We start from the raw sequence: 22,225 nt of genomic DNA, 5'->3' as shown, positions 1-22,225 counted from the left end.
CGCGCCGACAGTCGCGGAACCGTCGTGGACGCGGCCCCGCGTCTGACCGTCGTGCGGCCGCGTGGCGGTGCGAAGCCCCCGCCAATCGACCTGCCGACCCCGCTGTTGATCGCGAATGCGTCCGCCACCGGTTTCGACCTGCGGGTGCAGTCGGGGGCATACAGCGTGACCGACAACGGCGACGGCACGTTCACGATCTTCACTCCGTCCAGCTCCACCGCGCTCGCCGACAACGGCGACGGCACCTACACCCTGACCGCGTAAGGATCACCACCATGGCAACTGTCACCGCGTACACCGCCGCGCAGACCGACGCGCAGGTCGCCGCGGCGTTCACTCATCCACTTCGCGTCCGCACGCAGCGGATGGCCGCTCAGTTCGCCGCCGCTCGGATGCCCGCGACGTGGACACCGCAACCCGGGGACAGCGCGACGTCGGCGAACGTCGGCGGGACGATCCCTGCCGGTGGTCAATTCTTCGACACCGGTGACCCGGCATCGCCCTGCCGTCCGCCGAACGGGTTCTTCTCGGGCAACAACGGGTCCGGCGTCAACTGGAACGCACCGTGGAACACGGTGCCGGACATGGAGATGGAGTGCATCGGCGCCGGGTGCTACGTCTTCGTGTCGGTGAACGATGCGAACATGGCCTACCAGTGGGTCATCGACGGGAAGCCGCTCACGCCGGCGCCCATCACCTACGGGGCCACCGGCGGCGTCATCATCACCCTCACGTTCGGCAACAGCTCTTCCAGCAGCCGACACGACGTGCTGTTCCGTTCGGGAGGGGGGCAGGTCGCCTACGTCGGCCGCCTCTCGGGTGGTCAGATCTTCGCCCCCATCAAGCGGCGGCACTACGTCTGCATCGGCGATTCACTGTGCAGCGGGGCGACGTCTAACCAGACCACGATGGGCAACGCCGTGGCCGAGGCGATCGGAATTCTGACCGGCACGCCGGTCTACAACGCATCCGCCGGCGGCACCGGCTACTGCGCCAACAACAGCAACGCTCCGTCCGGGCCGTACGGGTCGTCGGCACGCCTCGCGGGACTGTCGTCCCTCGTCGACGTCGACGGGATCGTCGTGTGGGGCGGCGCGAACGACGTCAGCTGGATCCTGGGCGACACGACAGGCACCAACACCGTCGCGAAGGTGAAGGACGCTGCGACCGCGCTGTACGCGCAACTCGCAGTTCGCATGCCCAACGTCCCCGTCGTGGTCATGGGGGTCGAGCCGAGCCCCACCATCACCGCCGGGGTGACGGCGGGCCCCGTCGCGGCGGCGGTGAACGCCGCACTGCGGGACGCGGCTGCCGCTGCCCCGAACGTGGTGTCGTTCGTCGACGGGCTCACCGACCCGTGGGTGACCGCCGCGAATGCGGGGTACATCGTGATGGATGACGCCGTGCACTGGTACCGCGAGGCGACGATCGCCCTCACACGGAAGTTCCTCAGCGAGGCGTTCCGCTGACCAGCTGATGTGCTCGCTGGTACGACACACCGAGAAGCGAGCCGATGTCGCGCACCGGCACGGTGTGGTCGGCGAGGTCCCGGGCGAGCTCGGCGAATCGCGCGGCTGCGGCTCGTTCGATCTCCTGCGCCCGTTCGCGGTCGGCGTGCACCTGGCGCGCCGCGGTGAGCACGTCGGTCCCGTCGATCGTCACCGATCGGACGTCGACGTCGACCGCGCTGGGCGCGGCGTCGATCACGGTGCAGATGTAGTCGCGGGCTTCAGTCTCGACATCGCCCACCCGGCGGGCCTGGGTGATCGCTTCGCCGACGAGCCCGTGTGTCCCGTCGAGCTCGGGGACGCGGATCATCCAGAACTTGTCGTCGCGGTAGACGTCGATCGCGTATGTCGTCATGGGTTCAATCCCTCCGGGGCGGGTGCGGTCCCGCCCGCCTCTCAGCAGTCGCAGGCGGCGATGGTGGCGTCGACCTGCCGTCGGACACCCGGCGAGATCGTCGAGTGCCCGGTCGGGACCGACACCGTGTGACGGCCCGAGGGGCACACGAACTTCTCGTGGCTGCCCTTGCCCGGCTGCGGCGTGAAGCCCGCCTTCTTCAGCTGCTTCACGATGGTCCGTGTGGGTGCCGGTGCGATCATGACTCTAGTCTAACCCGGTGGACGTTTTCTAGTCAAGCCCCCTAGACAATACCTGTCACACTCGGGGTTGTCGGTCCCCGTCCCACTGACGCAACCGCCGCGGCGCCATCGGCAGATCGTCCTTCGCGGTGACGACATCGCACGATCGACACACCCAGGTGCGGCACGGGACGGCGCGCTGATTGGCCCACCCGACGAGGTGCGACCGCGACGAACGCCAGTCGGCTCCGCAGGCTGGACACGACGTCGGCTTCCACTCGACCCACGGCACGACGGACCTCCTCGGCCCGCGACGAGTGAGGGTCATCGTATGGGGAAACTACGACGACGGGTTCCACTCCAAACCCAGCAGGTTCGCCACTTCAGGCGTGAAGGATCGGTCGAGACACCCCCGGGTCTCGCACAGAACGTTGCGGAAGGTTCGTCGGGGGCCACTACTCCCGTAGCCCCGACTCGACGACTCAGTGAAGATCATCGACACTTCCGTCCCGCAGTCTGGGCAGCGCACGCCCATCCGCTCGCGACGCTGCATCAGCTCCCGTCCTTCCAGTGGTCCTGCGACTTCGACGACTGGTCAGTGCACAGGTCGGCGATCGCGTAGTAGACGATCACCTCGGCCTGGGGCTCGGTGAACCCGCCGTCGTTCGTGACGGAGATGACCTCGTTCGCGCCCTCGGCGCCGCCGCGAAGGTCCTTGCACACCGCGGCGCCGAGCGCAGGGTTCGCGCCGTGCGTCACACCAGTCGGAACCTGGTGATCCTTCAGATGGCCGAGGAACTGGGTGTCGCCGTCTGGCCCGCTCGATCCACAACCCGCCACCGCAGACCCGCTGATCATCACGGCCGCCAGGACCGCCACCACTCGCCTATTCATGCGACGAATGTACGGCTGGCCCTGACGACGTGCGGCCCTAGTCGCGTGATTCGAGCTCATCGCGATCTCGGATCCCGAACCAAATGCGTCGCACCAGCCGACGCTGGCTCTCGTTCAGCGGCGGCGCACCCTCGGCACTGCGCCGAGCCGCCTTCTCAATCGCGTTCTGGATCTCGTCCTCAGACATCACCATGGACCGAACCCTACGGCGCGGCGCTGTGACAACAACCCCATTGTGTTCGTTTCCCCCGACACGGCCAACAGGTGCGTCAGTCCGCACCGCCGGAAGTCGTCGACCATGTCGTCGCCGAGCCCTGCCGTGTCCCCGATGACCATCCCGGGGAGCAGTCCGGACTCCCGCGCGCCCAACGCCGCACGGCTCACCGTGGCCAGCCGATCCCGCACCCCGCCCGCCCATCGCTGGTGGACCGGGGGCGCGCGGACCGCCCGGGGGTCGGCGCCGGCGCGCAGTGTGGCCGCGGTGAGGTCACGACGCCGTGGGCGCGTCACGCTCACCACCGCGACGGCTGTCTGCCCGGGGACGAGATCGGCCCATCCCGTCGCCGGGGCGATGACCGTGACCGGTACCCGTCCCCCACGCCCGCCGACCTGGGTCGCCTGCGCCGCGAGCCGGACGCGTGCCGGTCCCGGCCCACGGATGAACTGCGGATCGTCGGTGACGGTGATGCCCACCGTGGTCTTGTGGCCCATGGCTGTCGTCGCGAGCGCAGCGGAGTCCACCGTGTACGCCCGGACGGTGACCGCCAGCGCGAAACCGGCGGTGACGCCCGCCGCCGCGAGGACCGTCCAGGCGAGCATGTGCGCCGCGCCCCGGCGGCGCAGGACCACCGCCGACGACGCACCCACGACGACCGCCACGACGCACACCGAGGCCGCGGCTCCCCACCCGCCGATCACCCCGACCGCCGTCGCCGCCCAGCAACCGGTGGCCGGTCCGACCAACCGCAGGTCGGCCGACGGACGCGCCACGGCCTAGACCGTCACGAGTTCTCGCAGGGTGGCCAGGCGGGCCGGACCGATGCCGTTGACCTCGGAGAGCTGGTCGACGGATCGGAATCGTCCGTTGCGCGAACGCCATTCGACGATGGCCGCCGCTGTCACCGGACCGACACCGGGCAACGCGTCGAGCGCGGCCTCGTCGGCGGTGTTGAGGTCGACCCGGGCCCCGGCGGGCGCGGCCGCCGACGTCGACGCCCGCCCCGATCCCCTCGTATCGGCCGCGCCGGACGGTCCGCCACCCGCTCCGCCGCTCGCCGCGCCACCGCTGACGACCGCGCTGCGCAGCGCCGGCCCACCGTCGGGGTCGGCGTACCCGACCAACACCTGGTCCCCGTCATGCAGGGGCGCAGCCATGTTGAGCCCCAACAGATCCGCACCCGGCCGGCCGCCACCCGCGCGGGCGATGGCATCGGCGATCCGTGCCGTCGGCGGCAACCGCACCAATCCGGGTGTGCGCACCAGACCCACCACGCTGACCACCATCTCGACGGGAGCCGACGCCGCGGGCGGAACCGATGCCGATGTCGACGCCGATGTGCCGGCCGCCGTGTTTCCCCCGTCGGCGCCCGGACGCACGGGGCCGGCACTCGACGGGAAGGCCACGGCCGCCGGGATCTCGTCAGACGAGCCCGACACCACCGTGACGACGGTGACCACGCAGGCGAGCAGTCCGACGACGACGAGTGCGATCGCGGCCGGAGGTGCGGTGATCACCCGGTCCCGACGCGGCCTGCGCAGTCGCCCGGGGTCGGGGTCGTCGTCGGCTCGCGGACGCACACCCGGCACGTCGTCGACCCATCGCGGGATGGGTGGCCCGGTGGCCTCGACGAGCGGACCCTCGTCGCCGGCATCGTCGTCCCCATCCGGGTCGGGGTCCCAGGACCAGTCGTCCGACGGATCGTCGTCGTCCGCGGGCAGGGTCGATGTCGGCAGGACGCTCGACGAGCCGGGTGGCATCGCGAGCCGGGGCGCGACGGGCCCCAGCCGGTCGAGCACGTCGGGACGGCGGTCCCGGATGGTCCGGTGGTACATGCCGCGACGGTAGGGGTGCCGCGAGCGCCCGATCCGGTGATCGCGGCCCCGTGAGGCCACCGCTGTGCACGGTGGTCCACCTGGGGATCAGCGCGAGACAGCGGTCCGCGGATCAGTCGGCGCCGACCGCGTATCCCTCGATTGGGTCGAGCCCGGGACACACCACCACGCCCACGGCGCCGCGACCGGTGTGGGCGGTCAACACCGGACCCAGGTCGGTGACGACCGTGGAGGTGACCACGCGCAGCCGGTCGGTGAGCATCTCGGTGACCTCGGCCGCGGTGTCGGCCGCATCCGCGTGGACCACACCGACGGTCGTCGGCTGTCGGTCGGTGGCAGCGACGGCCGCGCTGACCATGGAGGCGATGGCCTTGGAGAAGGTGCGCTGGCGCTCGGCGAGCACCAGTCCGCCGTCGACCACCCGCAGCACCGGCTTGATGGACAGTGCCGTCCCGAACAGTCGTGTGGCGGCACCGATCCGGCCGCTGGCGCGCAGCCGCCCGAGGTCGGCCACACACACCAGGGTCTCGCTGGTCGACGCGGCGCGGATCGCGGCCTCGTAGACGCGGTCGATCTCGCCACCGGCGCGCGCGGCCTGCGCCGCGGCCACGGTCGCGAACCCGACGGCCAGTCCGACCGATCGGGAGTCGACCACACGCACGCGTCCGGGGAACTTCTCGGCGGCCAGGCGCGCCGAACTCCAGGTCCCGCTGAGCTTGCGGCTCATCGACACGGCGACGACCCCGTCGCCGTCGCTGTCGGCCACGGCGGACTCGAACACCGACGCCAGGTCCGCGGGGGTCGCGCCGGAGGTGGTCGTGCCCGGCCGGTCATAGACGTCGGTGCCGATCTCGTCGACACCCTCCGACAGGTCGTCGTCACCGGTCAGCACGTGCAGCGGGACCTGACGGATGTCGTAGAGCTCGCGGATCGGCGCAGGCAGTCGCGACGAGGAGTCGGTCACGACGACGACGGTCACGGCGCCAGCCTAGGCGATGCGACGATCGGGCCGACGACGCGCGTGACCTCGTCGGCGATGTCGCGGTGGCAGTCGAAACCCCAGTGGATGCCGTCGGGGTTCTGCGCCCCGGGCACGCCGAACCAGTGTGCGGTGGCCGGGTAGAAGTCGGCCGTGGCGACGCCGTGCGCATCGGCCCACCGCCGCATGGCCGCGGTGTGTCCGGCGCGGGCGGTGTGGACCCGCGCATAGTGCTCGCTGTCGTGCGTGGAGGGCAGGCAGAGCACCACCGGCAGGTCGGGGCGGACCGCCGCGAGCGCGTCGCGCACCTTCTCGAGGTGCTCCACCGTGACCCCGGCCGGCAGCGCCACCGGCCACCCAAGGGGCGCCATCGCAGGCTGCATCCACCCGTAGGCGTCGCGCACCCGCTGCCGCAGCCAGGCGGGGCGGATGTACCGGATCTGTTCGCGCAGGGCGGTCGGCAGCGGGGACGGCAGGGTGTCCATCCCACCGATGGCGAGCACGACGACGCACGCCCGCGGGACCGCGGCCCAGACACGGGGGTCCTGGATGAGCGCCCACCAGATGTCGCGCGAGGTCCATCCGATGCGCCCGAAGAGTTCGACCGGCCTGCCGACCGCGGCTCCGAGGAGGTTCGGCCAGATGCGGGGGTCGTCGGCGGGCAGACCACCCGTCGGCCCGTAGTACGCGAGAGAGTCCGACAGGACCAGGACGTGCTCCGACGGGGTCACTGCACGGCGGCGTCGGCGACGGCCGCCGAGGCGTTCCACACGTCCAGACGCCACACGGGCCTGTCGCCGTATCCGCTGAGCTGAGCCCAGCTGGTGTTCGCGAGACCACCGAAGACAGGCCAGGACGCCTCCGGGAGTCCGAGGAGCGCGGCGGTCATCGCGGCGATCACACCACCGTGCGCGACGAGCACCACCGGGTTGTCGGCAGCGGGCCCGGTCCCCCACTCCGGCAACCGGTCGATCAGCTCGGTGACGAGGGGCGCGCTGCGGTCGGCGACGTCGACCCGGCTCTCGCCACCCGGCGGCCGCCAGCTCGCGTCGTCACGCCAGGTCCCCCGCGCGCCCGGCATCCGACCGTCCACCTCGACGTGCGACAACCCCTGCCACTCACCGAGGTGGGTCTCACGCAGGCGTCGGTCGGTGGTCACGACACCCCCGCAGGCGTCGGCGAGAGCCACCGCTGTGTCGTAGGCGCGGCGCAGGTCGGAGGAGATGATCGTCGCCGGCGACCGCGCCGCCAGCACCGCGGCGACCGACTTCGCCTGCCGGACACCGAGTTCGGACAGATCCGTGTCGAGCTGACCCTGCATCCGACCGGTCGCGTTGTACTCGGTCTGCCCGTGGCGCAACAGGATCAACCGGCGCACCGCGGGCGTCTCGACGCGGCTCCCGCCGTCGCCGGGACGGGTCACCGCAGCGTCTCGGGATCGACGACGGGGCAGTCCTTCCAGAGCCGTTCCAGCGCATAGAACTCGCGCTCGTCGCTGTGCTGGATGTGCACGACGATGTCGGCGTAGTCGAGCAGGGTCCATCGGCCCTCGCGTGCCCCCTCACGACGCAGCGGCTTGTGGCCGGCCTCGCGGAGCTTCTCCTCGACGGCGTCGACGATCGCCCCCACCTGCCGCTCGTTGCCCGCGGAGGCGATGACGAAGAGGTCGGTGATGACGAGCTGTTCGGACACGTCGATCACGACGACGTCGTCGGCGAGCTTGTCCGACGCCGCGTCGGCGGCGATCTTGGCCATCGCCAACGCCTCGGGAGTCGCTGTCACGGTGTTCCTTTCGTGGTGAACGACGTCGCGGGACCGGGTGTGCCGGACGTCGTCTCGGGATGGCTCGCATCGACGGCGTCGGTGGACGGACCCGACACCCCGCGTCGACCCGGACGGGTGCGGTAGAGGCGTCGCTTGGTGATGTACTGCACCACACCGTCGGGGACGAGATACCAGACGGGGCGGCCGTCGCGGGCGCGGTCGCGACAGTCGGTGGACGAGATCGCCAACGCCGGCACCTCGATGAGGTGCAGCGAGTCCGCGGGCAGCGTCTGCAGGTGGGCGCCGAGGTGCGCGGCACCGAGTTCGTACCCGGGACGGCTCACGCCGACGAAGGTGGCCAGCGAGAAGAGCTCCTCCCAGTCGTGCCACGTCAGGATCGACCCGAGGGCGTCGGCACCGGTGATGAAGAACTGGTCCGCGTCGGGGTGGATGCGGTGCAGGTCGCGCAGCGTGTCGACGGTGTAGGTGTCACCGGCGCGGTCGATGTCGACGCGACTGACCGAGAAACGGGGGTTCGCCGCCGTCGCGATCACGGTCATCAGATACCGGTCCTCGGCCGGGCTCACCGGTCGTGTCGACTGCACGTGCGCGGGCACCTGACCGTCCGCGACCCCGGCGGCCGCGTCCTCGTCGGCCCCCAGCTTCTGCCAGGGTCGGCCCGTCGGGACGAAGACCACCTCGTCGAGATCGAACCGGTCCGCGACCTCGTTGGCCGCCACCAGGTGACCGTTGTGGATGGGATCGAAGGTGCCGCCCATCACGCCGATGCGACGCCGGCGCCCGGCGGCGGGCTGTGGCGACTGGTCGCGCTCGTCGGGCATGCCTGCGGAGTCTACGGGGGTGCTCGACACGCTCACACCGGCAGCAACCCGCCGATGACCCCGGCGAGCTGACGGGCGTTGCGGCATTCGTGCATCTCGATGATCCGCGCGTAGTCCGAGGCCACGGAGTCGCCCGAATCCCACAGCGCCTCCGACTCGGGGTTGAGCCAGTACGCGTGCCGCGCGCGGTCCACCAGCGTGCGCAGCGCGGCGAACCGGGGGTCGTGGTAGTTCGTGCGACCGTCGCCGAGGATGAGCAGCGCACCCCGGTGCGTGAGCGAGTCGAGGTGGTCGGCGACGAATCCCTCGAGGGCGTGGCCGTAGTCGGAGTGACCGTCGCGGGTGATCAGACGGGCCTTCGACAGCATGTCGTGGATGACCGAGCCGAGGTGCACGTCACTGTCGGCGCTGCGGTCGAACCAGTCGGTGACCTCGTCGACGGTGTCGACGAACGCGAACACCCGCACGGCCGAGAAGTGCTGACGCAGCGCCGCGACGAGCTGCAGGGTGAACTGCGAGAAGCCGGACACCGAGCCGGACACGTCGCAGAGGATGACGAGCTCGGGCCGACCCGGGCGGGGGCGGGCGTAGGTGAGCTCGATCGGGACACCGCCGGTCGACATCGACGCGCGCAACGTCTTGCGCACGTCGACGACCCCGCGCCGGGCGCGTCGACGTCGGATCTCCAGCTTCGCCGCCAACAACCGGGCGAGCGGGTCGATGGTCTTGCGGAGCTCGAGCACGTCGGACCTCCCGGCGGACAGGAACGCGATGTCCTCGGGGAGCGTCGGCACCGCGTACTCCGCGACGCGGTCGCGTCCGGACCGCTCCACCATCCGTCGGCGCGTCTCCTCCGAGACCAGCTCGCCGAGGCGGTCCACCCGTCCGGCGGCGGCGCGGCGGTACCGCGCGCCGGTGCCCCCGTCCTCGTCGTCCCCCGCGGCGGCGGCCATCGCCGCGGCGATCCGGGCGATCAGCGTCTGCGGGCGGATCGTCGACATCGCCTGATAGGTCGAGAACGCCTCCCCCCGCGCGGATTCGTACCGACCGATCTGGTCCACGATCGCCGCGATCATGTCCGACAGGCGGCCGTCGGTCTCCGCCTCACCGTCGGCGAGCAGATCGGCCACCATCTGCCGGATGGCGTCGACGTCGTGCGTGCCGTCGTCGTCGGTGGGGAGGTCCTCGACCCCGGTGCGCGCCCCCGTGCCCGCCGGGAACCACAGGTCGAAGGTGGCGTCGAACGTCGGCCGGTGCATCTGCTCGGTCAGCAGGGTGCACGCCAGACCCTCACGGAATGCGCTGCGGTCCAACAGGTCGAGGACCGATGTCGCCGACGCGGCGTCGATGAGGGCCGAGGGCCCGACCTCGATCCCCCGGTCCCGGAGGGCGTCGACGAACCCCGTGAGGTGGTCGACGAGGGGCTCGGGGCCGGGACGGGTCATCGGCCGAGTTTCAGCTCCGCGGCCGCGGCGGCGAGGTCGGCTCGGTGCTTGAGCACCACGCCGAGCGTGCGCTCGAGCACCGAGTCGTCGAGCCGGCCACGGCGGCTGTCGGGGACGCCGAGGGCGAGCAGGGTCTGGCCCCAGTCGATGGTCTCGGCGACCGACGGCTTCTTGCGCAGGTCCAGCGACCGCAGCACCCCGATGATCCGGATCATCTCGCGCGCCAACGACTCCGGCAGCTGTGGGACACGGGACGCGAGGATCTCCCGCTCCCGTGTCGGGTCCGGGAAGTCGATGTAGAGGTACAGACACCGCCGCTTGAGCGCCTCGGACAACTCGCGCGTCGCGTTGGACGTCAGCAGCACGACAGGCCGACGACGGGCGGTCACGGTCCCCATCTCCGGGATGGTGACGGCGAAGTCGCTGAGCACCTCGAGCAACAGACCCTCGACGTCGACGTCGGCCTTGTCCACCTCGTCGATGAGCAGGACGGTCGGCTCCTCGCGCGCGATGGCCCGCAGCAGCGGACGCGGGAGCAGGAACTCCTCGGAGAAGATGTCGGCCTTCGTCTCGTCCCAGCCACGGTTGCCGACGGACTGGATGTGCAGGATCTGCTTGGCGTGGTTCCACTCGTAGAGCGCCCGCGCCTCGTCGATGCCCTCGTAGCACTGCAGCCGGATCAGTTCCGCGCCCGCGGTGGTCGCGATCGCCCGTGCCAGTTCGGTCTTGCCGACGCCGGCCGGGCCCTCCACCAGCAGCGGTTTGCCGAGCCGGTCGGCGAGGAAGACCGCGGTGGTCGTCGCGTCGTCGGCGAGGTAGCCCGTCGTGGCGAGTCGGGTGCGGACCGAGGTGGTGTCGGTGAAGAACGGGTCGACCACGGGCCCGCCCGCGACGGGCGTCCCGGTCATGCGCGCACCTGTCCCTCGCCCCACACGACCCATTTGGTCGAGGTCAGTTCGGGCAGCCCCATGGGCCCGCGGGCGTGCAGCTTCTGGGTCGAGATGCCGATCTCCGCACCGAAACCGAACTCCTCGCCGTCGGTGAAGGCGGTGGAGGCGTTGACCATCACCGCCGCGGCGTCGACGCGGTCGGTGAACTCGGTGGCCACGGCGAGGTCCTCGGTGACGATCGCCTCCGTGTGACCGGTTCCCCAGCGCTCGATGTGGTCGATGGCGGCGTCGAGCCCGTCGACCACCTTGACCGCGATGTCGAGGCTGAGATACTCGTCGGCCCAGTCGGAGTCGTCGGCCGGCGTCATCCCCTCCTCGTCGCCGTGGACGACCACGCCGTGCGCCTGCAGCGCGGACAGCAACCGCGGCAGGGCGGTCGGCGCGATCGCGGCGTCCACCAGGAGGGTCTCGGCGGTGTTGCAGACGCTCGGGCGTCGCGTCTTGGCGTTGACGACGATCGACTCGGCCACATCGAGATCCGCGGCGGCACCGACGTACACATGGCAGTTGCCGGTCCCGGTCTCGATGGTCGGGACCGTGGCGTCCCGGACGACAGACGCGATGAGACCGGCTCCGCCGCGGGGGATCACGACGTCGACGAGACCCCGCGCCCGGATCAGCGCGGTGACGCTCGACCGGTCGGCGGACGGGAGCAACGTGACCGCGTCGGGCGACAGGCCGTGCTCGGTGAGGGCCGCACGCAGGATCGCCACGAGTGCGGCGTTGGAGTCCGCCGCGGACGACGACCCCCGCAGCAGCACGGCGTTGCCGGACTTGCACGCGATGCCGAACGCGTCGACGGTCACGTTGGGACGGGCCTCGTAGACCATCCCGATCACGCCGAGCGGGACCCGCACCTGACGCAGTCGCAGGCCGTTGGGCAGTGTCCTGCCCGCGATCACGTCACCGATCGGATCCGGCAGGCCCGCGACCTGTCGCAGCCCGCCGGCGATCCCGGCGACGCGCTCCGGGGTCAGACGCAGCCGGTCCAGCAGGCTCCCCGAGGTCCCGGCTGCCTCGGCGCGCGCGAGGTCCCGCGCGTTGGCGGCGAGTATCTCGTCGGTGCGGTCGAGGAGCAGACCGGCCGCGGTGGTGAGCACCGCGTTCTTGGTCACGGTGGTCGCACGGGCCAGTCCACGAGCGGCGACCCGGGCGGCGCGGGCGGCGGAGTCCACCTGCGCGGTGATGTCGAGGTCGGGGACTGCTGCGGCCGCGTCGAGACCGGCGGAGACGGTGGTGGCACTCACCGCACGAGACTAACGCGGCGCCGCCCGACCATCGATCCCGCTCCACCGCGGTCAACACCGGCGCAACTCCGACCGCAGGACGCCCGCCGAGCGGGCGTCGACGGTGAGGCGGTAGGTCGCCGTCACCACGACGAACTGCACCGCGTACCGACATCGGAACGACCGCCGCCGCGGCAGCCACTCCCCCGGCGGCGAGTCGCTCTTGTCCTGGTTGGACCGGCCGTCGACCGCCACGAGGTTCGCGGGGTCGTTGGCGAACGTCAGCCGCAGCGGCGCATCCCATCCCGACGCCCCCATGTCCCACGCATAGGCCAGCGGGACGATGTGGTCGATCTGGACCGTCCCCCCGCTGTCCCGGCCGCGCCGGAACGCGATGAAGTCGCCGGTGTAGGGGCTGTGCATCTCGCCCGCCGCGACCGCGCGCGGGCAGGCGGGGGTCGCGACGTAGGTCTTGTCGGTCAGGTCGCGGTCGAGGATGTCGTCCCGGGTGTCACACCCGTTCCCGGCCGACGCCGCCTGCGACCCGTCCGCCCAGGCCGGTCCGAACGCCGTGCGGTCGTAGTCGTCCCGGTGCACCCGCGTCGGCACGGTGGCGATCTGTGCGAGCACGGCGAGCGCAGGACCGGCGTCGACGCGGGGACCGCGCGGCGGGCGGGAGGTGACGGTCTGCGCGGCGACGACGACCGCCAGCGCGGCGCAGACGGCGAGTGTGATCCAGGCCCGCACCGACAGTGGACGGCGGCGACTGCGTCGCGGCGGATCGTCAGGACTTGTCCAGGTACCGGACCCGCGCCGGTCCCATGACGGCGTCGAGGAGGTCGGCGAGAGGTCGGTGCTCGGCGAGGGTGAGGTCGTCCCGGACGACGTCGGCGGCGAACCCCCGCGCGTCGTCGATGACGTCGACGTCGTCGACGAGGGAGAGGAACCGCAGGGAGGAGGTCGATCCCGACTGCACCGCACCGAGCACATCCCCCTCCCGGCGCGTGATCAGGTCGATGCGCGCCAACTCGAACCCGTCATTGGACGCAGCGACCGCGGTCAACCGTTCCATCGAGGGCGAACCGTCCGAGGCGGACGTGCGCAGGAAGCAGCGCCCGGGCAGGCCACCGCGGCCGACGCGACCCCGCAACTGGTGGAGTTGGCTGACACCGAAGCGGTCCGCGTCGACGATCACCATCGTGGTGGCGTTGGCGACGTCGACGCCCACCTCGATGACCGTCGTCGACACGAGGATGTCGACCTCGCCGCGGGTGAACGCGTCCATGACCGCCGTCTTGTCCTCCGGGTGCAGACGCCCGTGCAACAGCTCGATCCGGTGCCGTCCCAGTGGTCCCCCGGTGAGCTGGGCGAACATGTCAACGGCGGACGTGGTCGGCCGACCCGACCGGTCGTCGCCCTGACCCTCGGCCGCCCGTTTCGCCGACCGCGCACCCTCGGGCGTGCCGTCGTCGCCGATGCGGGAGCACACGACGTACACCTGACGTCCTTCCCGCACCTCCTCGTCGACGACCTCCCAGAGGCGTCGCTCCCACTTCTCCCTGGCCGCGGGGACCACGTTGGTGGTGATGGGCTGTCGTCCCGCAGGCAGCTCACGCAACGTGGAGGTCTCGAGGTCGCCGTAGACGGTCATCGCGATGGTCCGCGGGATGGGCGTCGCCGTCATCACCAACATGTGCGGGATCGCGTCGCCGCGTCCACGGGAGCGCAGGGTGTCGCGCTGCTCCACGCCGAACCGGTGCTGCTCGTCGACGACGATCAGCCCGAGGTCGAAGAACTCGACCTTCTCCTCGAGGAGCGCGTGCGTCCCGATCACGATCCCTGCCGTGCCGGTCACAGTCGCGAGCATCGCCTCCCTTCGTGCCTGGGTCTTCAGCGACCCCGTCAGCAGCGCGATCGCGGTCGCGTCGGGGTCGGCACCGAGCTCCCCGGCGATCGCCAGCTCGCCCAACATGCGACTGATGGTGCGGTGGTGCTGCGCCGCGAGGACCTCCGTGGGCGCGAGCAGGACGCACTGGCGTCCGTTGTCGACCATCCGCAGCATGCACAGCAGTGCCACGAGGGTCTTGCCCGAGCCGACCTCGCCCTGCAGGAGCCGGCTCATCGGCTCACCGCCGTCGAGATCGGCGCAGATCTCGTCGAGGACCGTCCGCTGGCCGGCGGTGAGGGTGAACGGCAGCCGCTCGACGAACCTGTCCTCGAGGCGTCCGGGGACGTGCTCGCAGGCGGGGCCGACGCGTCCCCGGTCGGCGAATCGGCGTTGCGCGAGGGCGACCTGCATGGCCAGCGCCTCGTCGAACCGGAGGCGGGTGGACGCGGCGTCGATGTCCTCCTGCGACTCCGGCATGTGGATCCGGCGGATCGCCTCGGCGGTGGTGATGAGCTCCCGCTCCGCCCGTTCGGACTCGGTGAGGGCGTCGTCGTCGAACGCCACCGCGTCGAGGACCAGCTGGATCGCCTTCCAGATGGTCCACGTCTGCAGCGCTTTCGTCGCGCGGTAGATCGGCAGCACGGGCCTGTCGAAGTCGGCGGGGTCGATCTCGAGGCCGCCCGAACTCGTTCCCTCTGCACCCTCCCCGTTGACACCGGTGCCCTTCGTGGCGTCCGCGGCCATCGCCGCCAGCATCGGCGACCCGACCGCGTCCAGCGCGGGGGCGCCGGCGTCGGGCAGGACCAGCCAGTCCGGGTGCGTGAGCTGGATCTGGTCCCGGAAGTAGCCCACCGTCCCGGCGACGACGAGCCGCACCCCGGGGCGCAGGACGCGTTTGATCACACGGGGGTTGAAGAAGGTGACGCCGTAGGTCCGGAGCCCGTCGTCGACCGTGACCGACAGGAACGTGCCGGACCGCTGCTTCATCCGACGTTCGTCGGCGCGGGTGACGGTGCCGACGAGGGTCAGCCACTCCCCCTTCTCGGGCAGACTCGCCCCGCTCGACTCCCCCCGTCGCACATAGCGCATCGGCGTGTAGCGGAGGAGCTCACCGACCGTCTGGACGCCGAGCTCCTCGGAGAGGCGTTGCGCCAGAGCATCTCCGACGACAACTGCGGGAGAGTCGGCGTGACGCACCGTCATTCGACGCCCACCTGCAGCACCTCACCCGGTTGACCCGCCTCGTAGGCGGAGAACTCGACGCCGGGGTGGGCGCTCGCGACGTGCCGTTCGACGGCCTCGACGACGCCGTCGTCGATGTCGGCGCCGGCAAGCAGGGTCACCAGTTCCCCACCGGTCCCCAGCATCAGGTCGACCAGCGCGGTGGCCGCCGAGACCTGGTCGGGCCCGATCACCAGGACGTCGACGCCGATCAGTCCCAGCAGATCACCGGGTTCGCACGTCCCGGCCAGGGTCAGCGCGGTCTCGGTCGCCGTCACCACCGAACCCCGTCGGGTCGCCGCGGCGGCCTCGGCCATCGCGTACGCGTCGGCGTCCGGGGCGGCGGTGATGTCGTGGACGGCCAGCGCCGAGAGGGCCTGCACCATCGACAGCGTCGGCAGGAACACCACCGCGCGGTGCGCCGAGCGCGCCGACGCCGCCACCGTGACCAGATCCGGGGCGGGCACCGAGCCGTTGGCCATCACGACCACGTGGGCCGCGTCCACGTCGACGATCGCCTGCGCGATCTGCTCGGCGTCGACCACGGCGCCGTCGGGTCCCGACCGCACGACGTGCGCACCCTCGGAGGCGAACAGCTCCGCCGCGCCGTCACCGGACGCCACCGTGACGACCGCACGACGACGGGTGGGCAACCGATCGGCCGGGCCCGTGGAGGCCTTGTGCGCGTCGAGGACGAAACAGGTGATCCGGATGTCGCCGACGCGGCCGACCGCGAGGCCCGCCTCCACCGCGGCGCCCGCGTCGCAGGTGTGCACGTGGACCGAGAAGCGTTCCCCCGTGTCACCGCTGCTGTCGCCGACGATCACGACGGCGTCGCCGAGCTCGTCGAGAGCCGACCGCAGCGTGGGGATGCGCGCGGCATCGGCCCCGGTGATCGCGTACATCACCTCGTAGTCCATCTCCGAGGAGACGTCGTCGCAGCCGTCGGTGGCGATCGCATGCGAGCGGGTGTCGCCACCCCCGACCAGCGCGCCCTCGTACCGGCGGCGCGGGGCCGCGACCCCGGTGAGCACCTCGACCATCGCGTCGAGGAGGACCAGCAGACCGCGGCCACCCGCGTCGACGACACCCGCGGCGGCGAGCTCGGCGAGTTGACCGGTGGTGCGGTCGAGGGCGTCGGCGCAGGCGTCGGCGACGGCACGCGCGAGGTCACCGGGCGACGATGTCGCGGCCTCCGCGGTCGCGGTCCGCGCCGTCTCGCGCAGCACGGTCAGCACCGTCCCCTCGCGGGGTTCGCTCACCGCGCGCGTCGCCGCGAGTGTCGCCAGACCCAGTCCGGCCGCCCACAGCCGGTTGAAGGACAGCACGCCGTCGACGGTCTCGATCCCGGCCGCGTCGGCGAGCCCCACCAGCACCTGCGACAGGATGATCCCCGAGTTGCCCCGCGCCTGGGCCACGGCCGCGTCGGCCGCAGCCCGCAGGACGGTCGCCGCCGGTGCGGCGACGTCGACCTCGTCGAGTGCGTCGGCTGCCGCCGTCATGGTGTGCAGCATGTTGCTGCCGGTGTCGGAGTCGGGGATCGGGAAGACGTTGAGGTCGTTGATCTCGGCGCGGACCGCGGCGAGGGCGTCGGTGCACGCCTCGAACCAGTCCCGCAGGACGCCGGCGTCCAGACCTGCCGCCGCGGGGCCGCCGGACGAGCCCACGCGTCCGCCGGCGTCGGCGTCATTTGGCCCGATCGCGGTCATGCCGCTATCCTTGCAGGGTTGTCGTGCGGCGCGTCGGACACCGTCCCACCTGCCCCGACGAGCACACTGTCCCCCACTCGAGGAGTTCGACGATGGCTGCCGTCTGTGACGTCTGCGCCAAGGGCCCCGGCTTCGGCAAGTCGGTCTCCCACTCGCACCGCCGTACCAACCGACGCTGGAACCCGAACATCCAGACCGTTCGCGCCCAGGTCTCGCCCGGCAATCGCAAGCGCATCAACGTGTGCACCTCGTGCCTGAAGGCCGGCAAGGTCACCCGCGGCTGACGCTGCCGTGACCGAACCGCAGGACGTCACCCGTCTCACCGACGGCGTCCTGTTCATCCGGGTCTCGTCGCCCGCCCCCGGCAATCCCCTGGATGCCGAGGCGCTTCTCGCCGCCACCCGTGAGCTGGATCGCGTCGCCTCCGGCGACCTCGATGCTGCCGTCGTCCTGCTCCACGGAGCAGGGTCGAACTTCTGCGCCGGTGGCGACGTCCGCTCGTTCGCGGCCGCCGACGACCGCCCCGCCTTCATCCGGTCGGTCGCCGACGCGTTCCACGCATTCCTGCGTGCACTGACCGCGGCCGACGTCCCCGTCGTGGCTGCTGTCCGCGGGTGGGCCGCCGGCGCCGGGATGAGCATCGCCTGCCACGCCGACATCGTCGTCGGCGGACCCGGCACCCGCTTCCGACCCGCCTACCCGGGCATCGGCCTCTCACCCGACGGCGGCATGACGTGGATGCTGCCCCGGATCATCGGGCGCGGACGCGCCCACCTCGTGATCCTCACCGACGCCGTGATCACCGCGTCCGACGCCGCATCCTGGGGACTGGTGGGATCACTCGTCGACGCCGACGACGACGTGCTGTCGACCGCCGAGACCATCGCGTCGTCGCTGGCCACCGGACCCCGTCCCGCCTTGCGGGCCGCCCGCCGACTGCTGTCCGCATCGCCCGATGCGACCCTGCACGACCAGCTCGACGCCGAGGCGGAATCGATCTCCCGTCTCGCGGGCACCCCGACCGGCGTCGAAGGGGTCGACGCGTTCGTCGAGAAGCGTCGCCCCGACTTCTCGCGCTGAACCGCTGCGATCAGGCCAGTCGCCAGTCGACCGGATCCGCACCGAGTTCGACGAGAGCGTCGTTCGCCCGAGAGAACGGACGCGACCCGAAGAACCCCCGCGAGGCCGACATCGGCGACGGGTGCGCCGAGGTGATGGTGGGCACGTCGGGCATCCACTCCCGCAATGAGCCGGCGTCCTTGCCCCAGAGGATCGCGACCAACGGTGCGTCGCGGGCGACGAGTGCCTTGATCGCACACTCGGTGACCGCCTCCCACCCCTTCCCGCGATGGGACGCCGGCGATCCCGGCGCGACGGTGAGGACACGGTTGAGCAGCAGCACCCCGTTGTCCGCCCACGGCGACAGGTCACCGTTCTGCGGACGAGGATGACCGAGGTCCTCGCAGTACTCCGTGAAGATGTTCTGCAGTGAGCGCGGGACCGGCCGGACGTCGGGTGCCACGGAGAAACTGAGACCGACGGCATGTCCGGGGGTCGGGTACGGGTCCTGCCCGACGATCAGCACGCGCACCGCGCTCATCGGCCGGGTGAAGGCCCGCAGCACAGCGTCGCCGGGAGGGAGATACCGACGCCCCTGCGCGACCTCGGCGCGCAGGAACTCCCCCATCTCGGCGATGCGCCCCTCGACCGGGGCGAGCGCCTGCGCCCATTCGGCGTCGACGAGGTCGGACAACGGTCGTGCGGTGGAGGCCATCAGACGGTCCTGCCCATCAGTCGATCCGCCGCAACTCGCTGCGGTAGTACTCGGCGTTCGCGTGGTACATCTCCACGTTCATCGCGACGTGCCCCTCCGCGACCTCGTGACCCTGGCGGATCCGCGCGGGGACCCCGAGCGCCATGGCGCGGGCGGGGACGACGAAGTCGAACGGCACCACCGCACCCGCCCCGACCACCGCACCGTCGCCGACCGTCGCGCCGTTGAGCACCACCGACCCCGACGCGATCAGACAGTCGTCGCCCACCGTCGCTCCCTCGAGGTGGGCGTTGTGCCCGAGGACGCACCGCTCTCCGATCACCGCCGGATGGATGGGGGTGCAGTGCACCACCGTCCCGTCCTGGATGTTCGTCATCGCGCCGACGGTGATGGTGCCGTAGTCGCCGCGGAGCACGGCGCCGGGCCAGACCGAGGACCCCGGGCCGAGGACGACGGCTCCGATCACACACGCGTCGGGGTGGACGTAGGCGTCGTCGGCGATGTCCGGCACGCGGTCGCCGAGGGCGTAGATGGCCATGGGGGCAATCTATCGGTCGCCGAAGCTGCTCCATCCATGCACGTGCGGCGGACGCCCGTCGACACGGACGCGGTCGTCCACGGCGGCGGCGGGCTCGACGACGGACCCGATCACCGTCCACCCGTCGGGCACCGCCGCGGGGAACGTCGCCAGCAACTGATGGTCCTCGCCTCCCCCGAGCGCCCACTGCACCGCGTCGACGCCGAGGGCGCCCGCCGCGTCCGCGAGCTGCGGATCCGTCGGGATGCTCTGCGCGTCGACCTCGAACCCGACACCGGCCGCCGCAGCCATCGTGATCAACTCCTCCACCAGCCCGTCGGAGACATCGGTCATGGAGGTGGCGCCGGCGTCCGCGGCCGTCGCGCCCTGAGCCAGGTCCACGATCGGGACACGGTGGGCGGCAACGAGGTCCGGGTACCCACCCGCCGCGGAGGACAGGATCGCCAACCCCGCCGCAGAGGACCCGAGCGGACCGCTCACGGCCAGACGCTCACCCGGGCGGGCGCCGTCGATGCGCACCGCGGCGCGGCCGTTCGTGGTGCCCAGGACGGTCACCGTGACGACGATCTCGGTGGTGGAGACCAGGTCCCCGCCGATCACCCGGACCCCCCAGTCGGACGCGGCGACGTTGATCCCCTCGTCGATCTCGACGACGACCCCGGCGGGCGTGGACGACGGGCATCCGATCGACACGACCATCCCCGTCCCCACCGCCCCCATGGCCGCGATGTCCGCGGCTGCCTGGGTCGCCGCGCGGCGTCCGACGTCGAAGGCCGACGTCCACTCGAGGCGGAAGTGCCTGTCCTGCACCACGGTGTCCGTGCTGACGACGAGGTCGGCGGGCACCGTCAGCGTCGCCGCGTCGTCCCCCGGGCCCACCACCACCGGGTCGGCGGAACCGACGGTCGCCCGATGGACCTGCGCGACCTCGCGCAGACGGGCGAGTACCGCGCGCTCGCCGACGTCGGCGACGGTCCGCCCCGACCACGCGTCGTCCATCGCACACGCCTCCGCTCACCGACACCGACCCGGGGTGGCCGTGTACACGACCGGTCGGCGAGAATGGGCGCCAGTGTATGCATCCCGCCGACCATCGGCGTCGACGCACGACCGGGAGGGAGACGCAGTGGCCGACGACCGCCGCAGTCCCGCCCTGATCGCGACCATCGTCGCCATCCCGGTCGTGGTCATCGTGGTGTTCATCGTCATCGCGGCCGGCCGCGGCGGGTCGTCCTCCGACGCCGCACTCCCCCTCGCCTCGGCGACCGCGACACCCTCCGCGGACTGCACGAAGCTGGTCGCGGCGCTGCCGAAGTCGTTCCCCGCCCACGGCGACCGGACCGAGCGCGACGGCCTGATCGAGTGGCCGTCGACGAGCAGCGGCGCCGACGACACCGGTCCCGTGCAGTTGCGGTGCGGTGTGCCCCGTCCGCCCGGGCTCGCCCCGACGGCCGCGCTGCAGGTCGTCGATCCCGTGCAGTGGTTCTCGTCCACCCAGGACTCGCGGGGGACGCTGTGGGTGGCCGTCGACCACCGGCCCTATGTCGCGCTGTGGCTGCCGCTGAACGTCGGCAACGGGCCCATCTCCGAGGTGTCCGCCGTCATCGACAAGATCCTGCCGCGGGCATCACTCGACCTCGGCTGATGGGGTCTCGCGATGCTCGACCCGGGGTGACGGGGGTCTCGCGATGCTCGACCCGGGCTGATGGGGTCTCGCGATGCTCGACCCGGGCTGATGGGGTCTCGCGATGCTCGACCCGGGGTGAGGGGCCCGATCACTCCGGCTTGGTGCTGCGACTCAACAGGGCGATGATCGCGTCCCGGACCGGGAGCCCCTCGTGGCAGACACGGTGCACCGCATCGGTCAGAGGCACGTCCACGCCGTGCGCCGCCGCCAGCGCCCGCACCGACGAGCACGACTTCACGCCCTCGGCGACCTGACCGTGCGTGGCCTGCTGCGCCTCCTCGAGTGACCGCCCCTCACCCAGGCGCGCGCCGAACGACCGGTTGCGCGACAGCGGCGACGAGCAGGTCGCGACCAGGTCGCCCACGCCGGCCAGCCCCGCGAACGTCTCCGCGCGCGCGCCGAGCGCCTCACCGAGACGGATGGTCTCGGCCAACCCGCGCGTGATGATGGAGGCGAGCGTGTTCTCTCCCAGCCCCGCCCCCGACGCCATCCCGCAGGCCAGGGCGATGACGTTCTTCACCGCGCCCCCGATCTCGCACCCGACCACGTCGGTGTTGGTGTACGGCCGGAAATAGGCCGTGGTGCAGGCGTTCTGGATGGATCGGGCCACGGACTCGTCCCGGCAGGCCACCACCGTCGCCGCCGGCTGCCGCAGCGCGACCTCGCGGGCCAGGTTCGGCCCCGAGAGGACGGCGATGCGGTCGTCGGGCCTGTCGGTGACGTCGGCGATGACCTCGGTCATCCGCGACAGCGTCTCGCTCTCGATTCCCTTGGCCAACGACAGCAGCGCCGCGCCGGCGGGGATCCTGCCGTTCCACCGGGACAGGTTGTCGCGCAACGACTGCGATGGCACCGCACAGACCACGAGGTCGGCCCCGTCGAGGGCCTCGTCGATGTCCGAGACGGCCGAGAGTCCCTCCGGCAACTCGATCCCCGGGAGGTAGTCGGGGTTCACGTGGTCGTCGGTGATGGTCCGCGCGAGCTCGTCGCGGCGGGCCCAGAGGGTGGTGCGCGTGCCGGCGTCGGTGAGGACGGCAGCCATGGCGGTGCCCCACGAACCCGACCCCAGGACGGCGGCGCGGGCAATGACTGTGTCGTCGACGGTGGCGGACACCGTGGCCTCCCCTCACGACTGCACACCCCGGCGTGGGCGCGCTGCCCGACACCATAGT

The 22,225-nt window shown here is 71.7% G+C and carries 26 protein-coding genes; 5 read left to right on the top strand and 21 right to left on the bottom strand.

Features of this window, described 5'->3' with window-relative positions; genetic code table 11:
* Both LX14_RS14290 and LX14_RS14285 read left to right on the top strand, forming a co-directional pair.
* A partial coding sequence (locus LX14_RS14290) for a hypothetical protein (RefSeq protein WP_253647820.1) occupies positions 1 to 264 on the top strand: 264 nt, incomplete at its 5' end.
* Positions 265 to 275: 11 nt separating this feature from the next.
* A complete protein-coding gene (locus LX14_RS14285) occupies positions 276 to 1,469 on the top strand; it encodes an SGNH/GDSL hydrolase family protein (RefSeq protein ID WP_253647819.1) in 1,194 nt (397 codons plus the stop codon).
* On the opposite strand, the gene LX14_RS14280 is transcribed toward LX14_RS14285, so the two are convergent.
* From LX14_RS14280 to LX14_RS14200, 17 genes are all read right to left on the bottom strand, one after another.
* The gene (locus tag LX14_RS14280; protein ID WP_253647818.1) at positions 1,450 to 1,863 is read right to left on the bottom strand and encodes a HicB family toxin-antitoxin system; all 414 of its coding nucleotides are present in this window, start codon (positions 1,861 to 1,863) and stop codon (positions 1,450 to 1,452) included. The two genes, LX14_RS14285 and LX14_RS14280, sit on opposite strands and share 20 nt — an antisense overlap.
* Positions 1,864 to 1,904: 41 nt before the next feature.
* Positions 1,905 to 2,105 (bottom strand): type II toxin-antitoxin system HicA family toxin, encoded by a 201-nt coding sequence (locus LX14_RS14275; RefSeq protein ID WP_253647817.1) that lies wholly within the window; start codon positions 2,103 to 2,105, stop codon positions 1,905 to 1,907.
* A gap of 531 nt (positions 2,106 to 2,636) precedes the next feature.
* A complete protein-coding gene (locus tag LX14_RS14270) occupies positions 2,637 to 2,978 on the bottom strand; it encodes a DUF732 domain-containing protein (protein WP_253647816.1) in 342 nt (113 codons plus the stop codon).
* 37 nt (positions 2,979 to 3,015) lie between these two features.
* Positions 3,016 to 3,171 carry a hypothetical protein gene (locus LX14_RS14265; protein ID WP_253647815.1) on the bottom strand — a complete coding sequence of 52 codons (156 nt, stop codon included), beginning with the start codon at positions 3,169 to 3,171 and terminating at the stop codon, positions 3,016 to 3,018.
* A complete protein-coding gene (locus LX14_RS14260; protein ID WP_253647814.1) occupies positions 3,165 to 3,968 on the bottom strand; it encodes a ComEC/Rec2 family competence protein in 804 nt (267 codons plus the stop codon). The genes LX14_RS14265 and LX14_RS14260 overlap by 7 nt, the downstream gene beginning before the upstream one ends.
* Positions 3,969 to 3,971: 3 nt before the next feature.
* On the bottom strand, positions 3,972 to 5,030 hold the full coding sequence (locus LX14_RS14255; RefSeq protein WP_253647813.1) for a ComEA family DNA-binding protein: 1,059 nt from the start codon (positions 5,028 to 5,030) through the stop codon (positions 3,972 to 3,974).
* Positions 5,031 to 5,142: 112 nt separating this feature from the next.
* The gene (locus LX14_RS14250) at positions 5,143 to 6,009 is read right to left on the bottom strand and encodes a DegV family protein (protein ID WP_253647812.1); all 867 of its coding nucleotides are present in this window, start codon (positions 6,007 to 6,009) and stop codon (positions 5,143 to 5,145) included.
* A complete protein-coding gene (gene octT / locus LX14_RS14245; protein ID WP_253647811.1) occupies positions 6,006 to 6,740 on the bottom strand; it encodes a diglucosylglycerate octanoyltransferase in 735 nt (244 codons plus the stop codon). The genes LX14_RS14250 and octT overlap by 4 nt, the downstream gene beginning before the upstream one ends.
* Entirely contained in the window at positions 6,737 to 7,432 is a 696-nt protein-coding gene (locus LX14_RS14240; protein ID WP_308214108.1) for a histidine phosphatase family protein, read from the bottom strand. Before LX14_RS14240 ends, octT begins: the two co-directional genes overlap by 4 nt.
* The gene (gene rsfS, locus LX14_RS14235) at positions 7,429 to 7,791 is read right to left on the bottom strand and encodes a ribosome silencing factor (protein ID WP_253647810.1); all 363 of its coding nucleotides are present in this window, start codon (positions 7,789 to 7,791) and stop codon (positions 7,429 to 7,431) included. The genes LX14_RS14240 and rsfS overlap by 4 nt, the downstream gene beginning before the upstream one ends.
* The gene (gene nadD, locus LX14_RS14230; protein WP_253648034.1) at positions 7,788 to 8,552 is read right to left on the bottom strand and encodes a nicotinate-nucleotide adenylyltransferase; all 765 of its coding nucleotides are present in this window, start codon (positions 8,550 to 8,552) and stop codon (positions 7,788 to 7,790) included. Before nadD ends, rsfS begins: the two co-directional genes overlap by 4 nt.
* A gap of 95 nt (positions 8,553 to 8,647) precedes the next feature.
* A complete protein-coding gene (locus LX14_RS14225) occupies positions 8,648 to 10,060 on the bottom strand; it encodes a VWA domain-containing protein (RefSeq protein ID WP_253647809.1) in 1,413 nt (470 codons plus the stop codon).
* The gene (locus LX14_RS14220; RefSeq protein WP_253647808.1) at positions 10,057 to 10,968 is read right to left on the bottom strand and encodes an AAA family ATPase; all 912 of its coding nucleotides are present in this window, start codon (positions 10,966 to 10,968) and stop codon (positions 10,057 to 10,059) included. The genes LX14_RS14225 and LX14_RS14220 overlap by 4 nt, the downstream gene beginning before the upstream one ends.
* Complete coding sequence (locus LX14_RS14215) at positions 10,965 to 12,197, bottom strand: glutamate-5-semialdehyde dehydrogenase (RefSeq protein ID WP_253648033.1); 1,233 nt, start codon at positions 12,195 to 12,197, stop codon at positions 10,965 to 10,967. The genes LX14_RS14220 and LX14_RS14215 overlap by 4 nt, the downstream gene beginning before the upstream one ends.
* Before the next feature lie 111 nt (positions 12,198 to 12,308).
* A complete protein-coding gene (locus tag LX14_RS14210) occupies positions 12,309 to 12,989 on the bottom strand; it encodes an HNH endonuclease family protein (RefSeq protein ID WP_253648032.1) in 681 nt (226 codons plus the stop codon).
* Positions 12,990 to 13,020: 31 nt separating this feature from the next.
* Positions 13,021 to 15,327 (bottom strand): ATP-dependent DNA helicase RecG, encoded by a 2,307-nt coding sequence (locus tag LX14_RS14205; protein ID WP_253647807.1) that lies wholly within the window; start codon positions 15,325 to 15,327, stop codon positions 13,021 to 13,023.
* Positions 15,324 to 17,054 carry a DAK2 domain-containing protein gene (locus LX14_RS14200; RefSeq protein WP_253647806.1) on the bottom strand — a complete coding sequence of 577 codons (1,731 nt, stop codon included), beginning with the start codon at positions 17,052 to 17,054 and terminating at the stop codon, positions 15,324 to 15,326. Before LX14_RS14200 ends, LX14_RS14205 begins: the two co-directional genes overlap by 4 nt.
* 92 nt (positions 17,055 to 17,146) lie before the next feature.
* Here LX14_RS14200 and rpmB point away from each other — a divergent pair, with 92 nt between their 5' ends.
* Positions 17,147 to 17,338, top strand: coding sequence for a 50S ribosomal protein L28 (rpmB, locus tag LX14_RS14195; protein ID WP_253647805.1), 192 nt, complete (start codon positions 17,147 to 17,149; stop codon positions 17,336 to 17,338).
* Between the two features lie 7 nt (positions 17,339 to 17,345).
* Positions 17,346 to 18,134, top strand: a complete 789-nt coding sequence (locus tag LX14_RS14190) for an enoyl-CoA hydratase-related protein (protein WP_253647804.1) — start codon at positions 17,346 to 17,348, stop codon at positions 18,132 to 18,134.
* Positions 18,135 to 18,144: 10 nt separating this feature from the next.
* Here LX14_RS14190 and LX14_RS14185 read toward each other — a convergent pair whose 3' ends face one another.
* Genes LX14_RS14185 through LX14_RS14175 form a run of 3 tightly spaced genes read right to left on the bottom strand, consistent with a single transcriptional unit; the run spans position 18,145 to position 20,365 of the window.
* Complete coding sequence (locus LX14_RS14185) at positions 18,145 to 18,828, bottom strand: uracil-DNA glycosylase (protein WP_253647803.1); 684 nt, start codon at positions 18,826 to 18,828, stop codon at positions 18,145 to 18,147.
* A gap of 16 nt (positions 18,829 to 18,844) precedes the next feature.
* Complete coding sequence (locus LX14_RS14180; RefSeq protein WP_253647802.1) at positions 18,845 to 19,366, bottom strand: gamma carbonic anhydrase family protein; 522 nt, start codon at positions 19,364 to 19,366, stop codon at positions 18,845 to 18,847.
* A gap of 9 nt (positions 19,367 to 19,375) precedes the next feature.
* Complete coding sequence (locus LX14_RS14175) at positions 19,376 to 20,365, bottom strand: thiamine-phosphate kinase (RefSeq protein ID WP_253647801.1); 990 nt, start codon at positions 20,363 to 20,365, stop codon at positions 19,376 to 19,378.
* Positions 20,366 to 20,492: 127 nt separating this feature from the next.
* Between LX14_RS14175 and LX14_RS14170 the strand changes: the two genes are divergently transcribed.
* Positions 20,493 to 21,011, top strand: coding sequence for a DUF3515 domain-containing protein (locus tag LX14_RS14170; RefSeq protein WP_253647800.1), 519 nt, complete (start codon positions 20,493 to 20,495; stop codon positions 21,009 to 21,011).
* Positions 21,012 to 21,141: 130 nt separating this feature from the next.
* Here LX14_RS14170 and LX14_RS14165 read toward each other — a convergent pair whose 3' ends face one another.
* Positions 21,142 to 22,140, bottom strand: coding sequence for an NAD(P)H-dependent glycerol-3-phosphate dehydrogenase (locus LX14_RS14165; protein ID WP_308214119.1), 999 nt, complete (start codon positions 22,138 to 22,140; stop codon positions 21,142 to 21,144).
* Positions 22,141 to 22,225 lie beyond the last annotated feature (85 nt).

Source organism: Williamsia deligens, assembly GCF_024171765.1.
GTDB lineage: Bacteria > Actinomycetota > Actinomycetes > Mycobacteriales > Mycobacteriaceae > Williamsia_A > Williamsia_A deligens.
Note: the sequence above shows the minus strand (reverse complement) of the source record. Positions and strands in the feature narration are given on the sequence as shown.